General features: G+C 43.9%; 5 protein-coding genes. 1 reads left to right on the top strand and 4 read right to left on the bottom strand.

What is annotated here, in order from left to right; translation table 11 throughout:
- Positions 1 to 1,243: 1,243 nt before the first annotated feature.
- The 3 genes from kdsB to Q7J63_RS13220 are packed head-to-tail and all read right to left on the bottom strand — an operon-like array spanning position 1,244 to position 5,319.
- Positions 1,244 to 1,966 carry a 3-deoxy-manno-octulosonate cytidylyltransferase gene (gene kdsB / locus Q7J63_RS13230; protein ID WP_304886786.1) on the bottom strand — a complete coding sequence of 241 codons (723 nt, stop codon included), beginning with the start codon at positions 1,964 to 1,966 and terminating at the stop codon, positions 1,244 to 1,246.
- Between the two features lie 50 nt (positions 1,967 to 2,016).
- The gene (locus tag Q7J63_RS13225; protein WP_304886784.1) at positions 2,017 to 4,470 is read right to left on the bottom strand and encodes a tyrosine-protein kinase; all 2,454 of its coding nucleotides are present in this window, start codon (positions 4,468 to 4,470) and stop codon (positions 2,017 to 2,019) included.
- Positions 4,471 to 4,479: 9 nt separating this feature from the next.
- Entirely contained in the window at positions 4,480 to 5,319 is an 840-nt protein-coding gene (locus tag Q7J63_RS13220; protein ID WP_019600728.1) for a polysaccharide biosynthesis/export family protein, read from the bottom strand.
- Positions 5,320 to 5,732: 413 nt separating this feature from the next.
- Here Q7J63_RS13220 and Q7J63_RS13215 point away from each other — a divergent pair, with 413 nt between their 5' ends.
- Positions 5,733 to 6,674, top strand: a complete 942-nt coding sequence (locus tag Q7J63_RS13215) for a GNAT family N-acetyltransferase (RefSeq protein WP_304886782.1) — start codon at positions 5,733 to 5,735, stop codon at positions 6,672 to 6,674.
- A 321-nt stretch (positions 6,675 to 6,995) separates the two neighbouring features.
- On the opposite strand, the gene Q7J63_RS13210 is transcribed toward Q7J63_RS13215, so the two are convergent.
- Positions 6,996 to 7,301: a hypothetical protein gene (locus tag Q7J63_RS13210; protein ID WP_304886780.1), complete on the bottom strand. Its 306-nt coding sequence runs from the start codon at positions 7,299 to 7,301 to the stop codon at positions 6,996 to 6,998.
- Positions 7,302 to 7,514 lie beyond the last annotated feature (213 nt).

Genomic DNA, 7,514 nt, shown 5'->3' with positions numbered 1-7,514 from the left:
CAAAAAGTAACCAAAAAATCAAGGCTGATATCTCTTCTTCAAATTGGGACGGGAATTCTTAACTTTATTGATTCGCTTCCAATTTGATTTTTGTCTGGCTTCTGAGAGCTAAAAATGAGTGGATCTCGTTCGGAAAAACTCACGAGCTAACTCATTTTCTTCACGCTCTCCGAATCCTACCAAAAACCGCAGATATATAGGCCGACTTTTTATCCAGAGGAAGTATGGTGCGAAGGTGTCGTTTCCTTATCTACACGCTATACTTATTGCTGTTTTTTTATGATTCCGAAGGGTTTTCGCCAAGGCAGGGAATTTATGCTTTGGCAATTTGTTTTTTGGCTACCCGGCTTTTGCCGGTACGCCTATTGACTCCTTTTTGCCATTCGGTCTAACCGTTTTTTTTATTTGCGAACTTGGTCTTTTTTTCAAGATTACCGGCATTTTTGGTCGTGCCGATGGCACTTTGACCCATATAGGTGTTCGACCTTGCCCACAATGAATTGTGGGCTTAAGAGTTGACCCAAGCCTACGGCTTTTCCAGATTCCGTATCGTTTTTCAAATCGCATAGCGATGCCAGAAATCTTAACCGGGGATTTTAATCCCCGGAATTATAAACACAGTCGTTTGTCTTTGGCTAAAAAAAAAGATTGAATTCCGAAGGGTTTTCGCCAAAGCAGGTAGTTGTCATTAATCGCAATTTTCTTTCTTTTGTCACTTTTTGCTTGATCAAAAAGTAACCAAAAAATCAAGGCTGATATCTCTTCTTCAAATTGGGACGGGAATTCTTCACTTTATTGATTCGCTTCCAATTTGATTTTTGTCTGGCTTCGGCGAGCTAAAAATGAGTGGATCTCGTTCGGAAAAACTCACGAGCTAACTCATTTTCTTCACGCTCTCCGAATCCTACCAAAAACCGCAGATATATAGGCCGTCCTTTTATCCGGAGGAAGTTTGGTATGAAGGTATCGTTTCCTTGCGGTTAACCGTGGTCTGTGTCCCCACAGACCAGTCCTTGCCTCCTTGCCGTTCAATATCCACGAAGCCTGAAGGGCTTCAACCTTGAATAGCCGCGGGTGGAACCCGTGGGAATTGGAATGTCGTGGTCGTCTGTCTTTGGCTAAAGAAATAGATTGAATCCCGAAGGTTTTTCGCCAAAGCAGGTAGTTGTTGTTTGTGGTGATTTTGGTTCTTTGTTACTTTTGGCTTGATGCATCCGCAGTGCTGAATAGGTGCTGCCAAAAATCAAAGGTCATAAAAATAAGCAATGGCTTTTTGGAGATCTTGTGGGGTATCGATGGCGATGGCCTCGTGGTCAGTGGGGATCATCTTGATCCGGATGCCATTTTCGAGCAAGCGCAACTGTTCCAACATTTCAACCTGTTCCAAGTAAGATTTTTCCATCTTGGTAAATGCCAAAAGGGCTTCCTTGCGGTATGCATAAATACCCACATGTTTCCAGTATTTTACCTCCCACCTTTTTTCACGGACATAAGGAATGCGTGCCCTGCTGAAATACAACGCAAAATTGTCTTTGTCACAGATCACTTTTACCGCATTGGGGTTTTGGGCTTCCTCTGGGGGGATGGAAAACATCATGGAGGCCACCCGAATGAAGGGCGACTCGAAAACCTGGACCAAATCGCAAAGGGATTTTCGGTCTTGAAAGGGTTCGTCTCCCTGAATATTGACCACAATGTCCACATCCATATCACGAACGGCCTCTGCGATGCGATCGGAACCGCTTTCGTGTTCTTCTTGGCTAAAAAAGCATTCCCCTCCAACAGCGGTGATCTGTTCCACGATCAACTCATGATCGGTCACCACTATTACCTTGTCAAATACGCCTGTTTCCACCGTGCTCAAGTAAGTTCTCTGGATCACGGACTTCCCGCAGAGATCCATGGTCAACTTGGCTGGAAATCTCGTGGAAGCATATCTGGCGGGGATAAGAGCGATAGTTTTCATGGAGAAGGTAATCTGCTATTAAGTGATGAATGATAAGTAATTGTGGGGTTTTAGGCTTTGAATTTTGAGATTAGTTTACGGAAGAAGCCTTTGCTTTTTTTTATCAACTTCTTCTTCTCATCCAGGTCATCTCCATAATAATTGTACATGTACTTGTTGTTTTGAGAATACAGGTAGGTATTTCCATAGCCATAGTTGTATCCTTCATAATAATATCCCGAATCAATGATGCCATTGAAAACCCCGTAGACATTTTTGACCTGCTTGTTGTTAAACAGATCATTGATCATGACCAAATGATCCTTCATGGTGTAATCTTGCCTTACCACGTACAGATTCAAGTCAAAAAGCCGCATCAAGTCGATGGTTTCCGATACCAGTCCCAAGGGAGGTGTATCGAAAATGACGATTTCAAAATTTTCCTCCAAATATTGGATCAGTTCTTTGAGCCTATCGGTCTGGAGCAATTCGGCCGGATTGGGTGGAATAATTCCGGAAGGAATATAAAAAAGAAATTCATTCATCGTTGGCATGATGATCTCCTTGACATCAACTTTACCAATCAGGTAAGTAGAAAGCCCGATTTTTTCACTTCCATTGAAGTAGGAAGCCAATTTGGGCCTTCTCAAATCCGCACCCACCACTACCGTTTTCTTTGAGCCCAAGGCCATTGCAGAAGCCAGGTTCAGGGAAGTGAAGGTTTTTCCTTCACCGGAAACACTGGAAGTCACTAGGATTTTTTTGGATTTCTTGTCCGGGGCGATGTAATTGATGGCTGAGCGGAGAGATCGGAAGGACTCGGAAACGGCTGATTTGGGATGCTCCAAAACCACCATATTGGTGTCTTTTTTACTGTGCCCGATCACTGCCAGCTGTGGGATCATAAAATGTTTTTTCAGTCCCCTTTGGTCCCTGATCCGATCGTCAAAAATATCTTTGATCACGATAAATCCGAAGGGAATCATGAATCCAATCAAAATGGCCATGATATAATTCTGGTCCTTTTTGGGAAAAACCAAGGTTCCCCGCTTTGCATAATCCAAGATGGCATTGTCCGAAACATTGGAAGCCCTGGCAATTCCCGCTTCTGCCCTTTTTTCCAACAAATAGGTATAGAGGTTTTCCCTCAATTTAAATTCTCTGAAAATACTGGAGTATTGGGATTCGGATTCGGGCAAGGTCGCAAACTGACTGTCATAGATATTGATATCCCTTTGCAGAGAGGCCCTTTGGATTTCGGTGTTTTGGATCAGGTTGACGATGTTTTCGAAAAGCGCTTCCTGCACCTTTTCCATCTGGACATCGATTTTATTGACTTCCGGATGGTTTTCATTCAGGGATGCCAATAATTTTCTGCGGTCCTGTGAAAGTGTGACCAAAGTTTGAATCAAGCCATTGAGCAAAGGATCGGGAATCCCCACCACAGAAGGAGCAATCACTTGGGAGTAATCCTTCGTTTTTTCCTCCATGTACTTTTTGATCGCCGCAAAATACGCCAGTTGAAAATCCATTGCCTGCGCATTGTCTTCCAGAGTATTCATCCGGGAAAGAATTTGGGAAAACTCTGCGCTTACATTGAGCATTCGATTTTCCACCTTGAAGTTTTGGAGTTCCCTTTCTTTCTTCTGCAGGGAATCCTCTAGGAAAGACAATTGTTCTTCTATGAACCGGAGCGTATTTTCGGCATTTCTGTTCTTTTCACGAAGTTCATATTCCAAATAGGAATCCATCAGGGAATTGATGTAATCCCTACCTTTTTCCACCACGGTGGTATTCATCCGGATTTCCAAAACCGACGCCTGTGCATTGACCAATGTTATTCCCAGGGACCGGGATAGAATCTCTTCCAAAGCGACTGGATTTCTCAGTGTTACGATCACCATGTCCCCCACTCTCCCGGGATTGACCAAGTGCACATTGAACCTGGACTTACCGGTCTCTATCCATTCTTCAAAACGAAATGTTTTATTGTACAGACCGTCATCACCGGAAGCGATTGCGGGAGATAAGTCAAAAAATCCACCTTCGCTGGGATTAAGTCTGAAGGTTTCCCCGGACAGAATTTCCAACTCCATGGGCGTATCCGTGATCTGAAGATGGTTCCAATCCACCTCGATCCTTATTGGGCTTCTGTCGTAGAGTTCGATGGGTTTGATATTGGTTTTGGCAAAATACTCCACATCAAAATGCAGTTTTGCCAAGGTTTCCCTTGCCAGGTTTTTTGAGGAAATCATCAGGATGTCATTTTCCAGGTTGCCCTGTCCCGAGAAGATGCTCGACCTATCCAAAATCTTGGCTTCCGGAGAGTTGTTGCCCTTGATGACAATGGTTCCCGCCACGGAATATTGATCCACCGTATAGCGATGAAAAATATAGGATGCCGTGAGAAGCAAGAGAATAAACCCGATGTACCAGGGCCAATACTTGATGTACCTGTTGATGATAAACTTGATCTCGAGGGCTTTCTCCTCGTTGTCCAGCTGGCTTAAGTCTAATTTTTCCATCCTGCCCTCCTATCTGATTAAACCATACATTAAAAGCCCTGATGCCAAGAGGGTTGCAAACAATTGAAGGGAACTCACCAAATTATCCGCAGTTCCCAGCTGCCTGATTTTCATGGGTTCCAAATAAAGAATATCGTTGGGCTGAATAAAGAAAAAAGGAGAACCCAAGAGAGCCCTATCATTCAAGTTGATTTGGTGGATTTTTGTCCCACCACCGTATTGCCGGATGAGAAAAAGCTTGTTTCTTTTGGCCAAGAGATTGGTTTCCCCTGACGCCGCCAAAGCGTCGAAGATGGTTGCCCTGTTTCTGAATAGGACCTTAGTTCCCACAGAACCAAATTCACCCAGGGTAGTGTAGCGAATACCGGCTGTTCTCAGCTTCACATAGACTTTCTCCTTGAAAAACACGTTGATGGCTTCCTGTACTTGATCCCTTGCTGCCTCCTCTGACATGCCTGCGATGTTGATTTTTCCCAATTTGGGTATTTCCACATTTCCGTCCTTGTCGATGGTGTATCCCGTAAAATAGAAGATGTCGCCACCTGCACCAGCGCCTCCTCCTCCTCCGCCACCGGTCCGCATACCCCTTGCACCCTGATAGGAAAAAGCCTCGGTGAATTCCTCATCCGATGAGGCAAAGTCAATGTCCACAATGTCAAAAGGCTGTAGGATATAAATATAATCTACCTCAGCATAAGGGATAAACTCGTCCAAGGCAATGGGTTCATTTTCGGGTAAGTTTTGAAGGTAGGTCAGCTTTTTGTTGCTGATACAGGAGCTGAATAAAAATAGTGTCAACAATAAAATGAGATTGGGCTTACTCAAAGTCAATAAGGGATAAGGGGTCATGAACTCAAATATAAATAAATAAAGCAAAGGGGGTGTAAGGATTTGGAAAAAAAATAAGGGTAAAAAATTGTATGTACAAAATCCCCTTTTAGTTTTTACACAAGTTAAAAAATTGTGCGAAAAGTAACTTAATCACCCACTGTAAAAATAGCAAATAGAATCATCAAATAAAATACCCTGAACAGGGTATTTTTTGAGTGAAATCAAGCGATATTTTAGGGTAATGGTATATTTTCCATAGGATAATGTAACTATTCAAATATTTTAATAAAGCCGTCCGTAAGCAGAAAAAAAGAATCATTTGCATTTAATTCAGAGAGTAAGAAAATGTAGCGGAATGCAATCAAGCGTTGGAAGGCAATGTCTAAAAAATTAATTTTTGGAAATCCCAATTTGAAGGTTACTTTCAGGATATGGAAATCAGATATGCGCAGGAAAATGACATCCCTTCAATCGTTGGTCTTTTGAAAGTGTCATTGGGGGAAGACCGAACGCCCAAATCGGAAGCCCTTTGGCGTTGGAAGCATTTGGAAAACCCTTTTGGCCAATCGCCTGTCTTGTTGGCGGAGAAGAATGGGGAAATCCTAGGTGTAAGGGCTTTTTTGAGATGGAACTGGCAGGAGGATGGAAAAACCTTTCGGGCGCTTCGGGCAGTTGACACCGCCGTCCACCCCAACCATCTGGCCCAGGGTATATTTTCAAAACTGACCAGCTCCCTGGTCGATGATTCAGCAAGCAAGGGCTTTGATTTCATCTTCAACACCCCCAATTCCAAAAGCTTGCCTGGGTACCAAAAAATGGGTTGGCTGAAGCAGGGTAAAATCCCGATAAAGCTCCAATTCAATTCCCTATCGAAACAAGATTCCGCCATGGAGCTTCCGGTCATGGACCGTGCGCTTTTCGCTACCTTGGCCGAACAATGCAGGCCTTTGACACAGGGACTCCACACCCCAATCACCAAGGAATTTCTCCTTTGGAGATACTCAGATTGCCCCATTTTCCCCTATGGTTTTTGCACCGATCGGGAAAGTTACCTCTTTGTTTTTCGTCTAAAACCCTCAGGGCTCGGCTTGGAATTGCGGATTACCGATTGTTTTGGGCTTGATGTCCAGAAGGAAATCAATTTGGAACATTTGCGACAGGAGCTCAAGAAGACCCAGGAAATCTTCAAAGTGAATTTCACCACGCATATTGGTCATTTCCCCATTCCCTTGCTCCGAAAAACGGGAAGCCTTCCTTCTCTGAATATCGGGCCATTGCTTACCTTAAGGGATTTGAATTTAGGGAAGGATTTCAGCAGGCTGCTGACCAGTGAGAATTGGGGGTTTAGCTTGGGGGATTTGGAGGTGTTTTGAAGATGCAAAGGGTAAGAAAAATCCCTGGGGGGGAAGCCTGAGGGGCTTTAACTTTGAATGGCCATTGGAATTTAGAATGTCGGGGTTGTTTCACTTTGGCTAGGCAAATGGATTGAATTCCGAAGGGTTTTCGCCAAAGCAGGTAGTTGTTATTTGTGGTGATTTTGGTTCTTTGTCACTTTTGGCTTAGCCTCCGCGATAATTATCGGGATAACCAAAAGGCCAAGAAATTGGAATCCTCCTCCGCCATTGGCCCACGCCGGCTCGGTCCAATTTCCTCCTCCCCACGTCCGAGGGAAGTTTAGTGGTAATTCCACACCCCTAGACGACCTCCTCATTGTGGTCCAATATCCACGAAGCCTGAAGGGCTTCAACCTTGAATAGCCATGGGTTTCGCCCGGGGAAATTGGAATGTCGTGGTTGTTTGTCTTTGGCTAAGCAAATGGATTGAATTCCGAAGGGTTTTCGCCAAAGCAGGTAGTTGTTATTTGTGGTGATTTTTTCCTTTGTCACTTTTGGCTTAGCCTCCGCGATAATTATCGGGATAACCGTTTTCTTTATTTGCGCACTTGGTCTTTTTTTCAAGATTACCGGGATTTTGGTCGTGCCGATGGCACTTTGACCCATATAGGGTGTTCGACCTTGCCCACAATGAATTGTGGGCTTAAGAATTGACCCAAGCCTACGGCTTTTCTAGAGGCGGTATCGTTTTTTAAATCGCGTAGCGATGCCAGAATCCTAAACCGGGGATTTTAATCCCCGGAATTATAAACACAGTCGTTTGTCTTTGGCTAAAAAAAAAGATTGAATTCCGAAGGGTTTTCGCCAAAGCAGGTAGTT

This window comes from Rhodonellum sp., assembly GCF_030656585.1.
GTDB lineage: Bacteria > Bacteroidota > Bacteroidia > Cytophagales > Cyclobacteriaceae > Rhodonellum > Rhodonellum psychrophilum.
Note: the sequence above shows the minus strand (reverse complement) of the source record. Positions and strands in the feature narration are given on the sequence as shown.

What these genes read in the sequence shown, in the direction of transcription:
- kdsB (WP_304886786.1), bottom strand. Translation starts at nt 1,966, where the DNA reads ATGAAAACTATCGCTCTTATCCCCGCCAGATATGCTTCCACGAGATTT.
- Q7J63_RS13225 (WP_304886784.1), bottom strand. Translation starts at nt 4,470, where the DNA reads ATGGAAAAATTAGACTTAAGCCAGCTGGACAACGAGGAGAAAGCCCTC.
- Q7J63_RS13220 (WP_019600728.1), bottom strand. Translation starts at nt 5,319, where the DNA reads ATGACCCCTTATCCCTTATTGACTTTGAGTAAGCCCAATCTCATTTTA.
- Q7J63_RS13215 (WP_304886782.1), top strand. Translation starts at nt 5,733, where the DNA reads ATGGAAATCAGATATGCGCAGGAAAATGACATCCCTTCAATCGTTGGT.
- Q7J63_RS13210 (WP_304886780.1), bottom strand. Translation starts at nt 7,301, where the DNA reads ATGGGTCAAAGTGCCATCGGCACGACCAAAATCCCGGTAATCTTGAAA.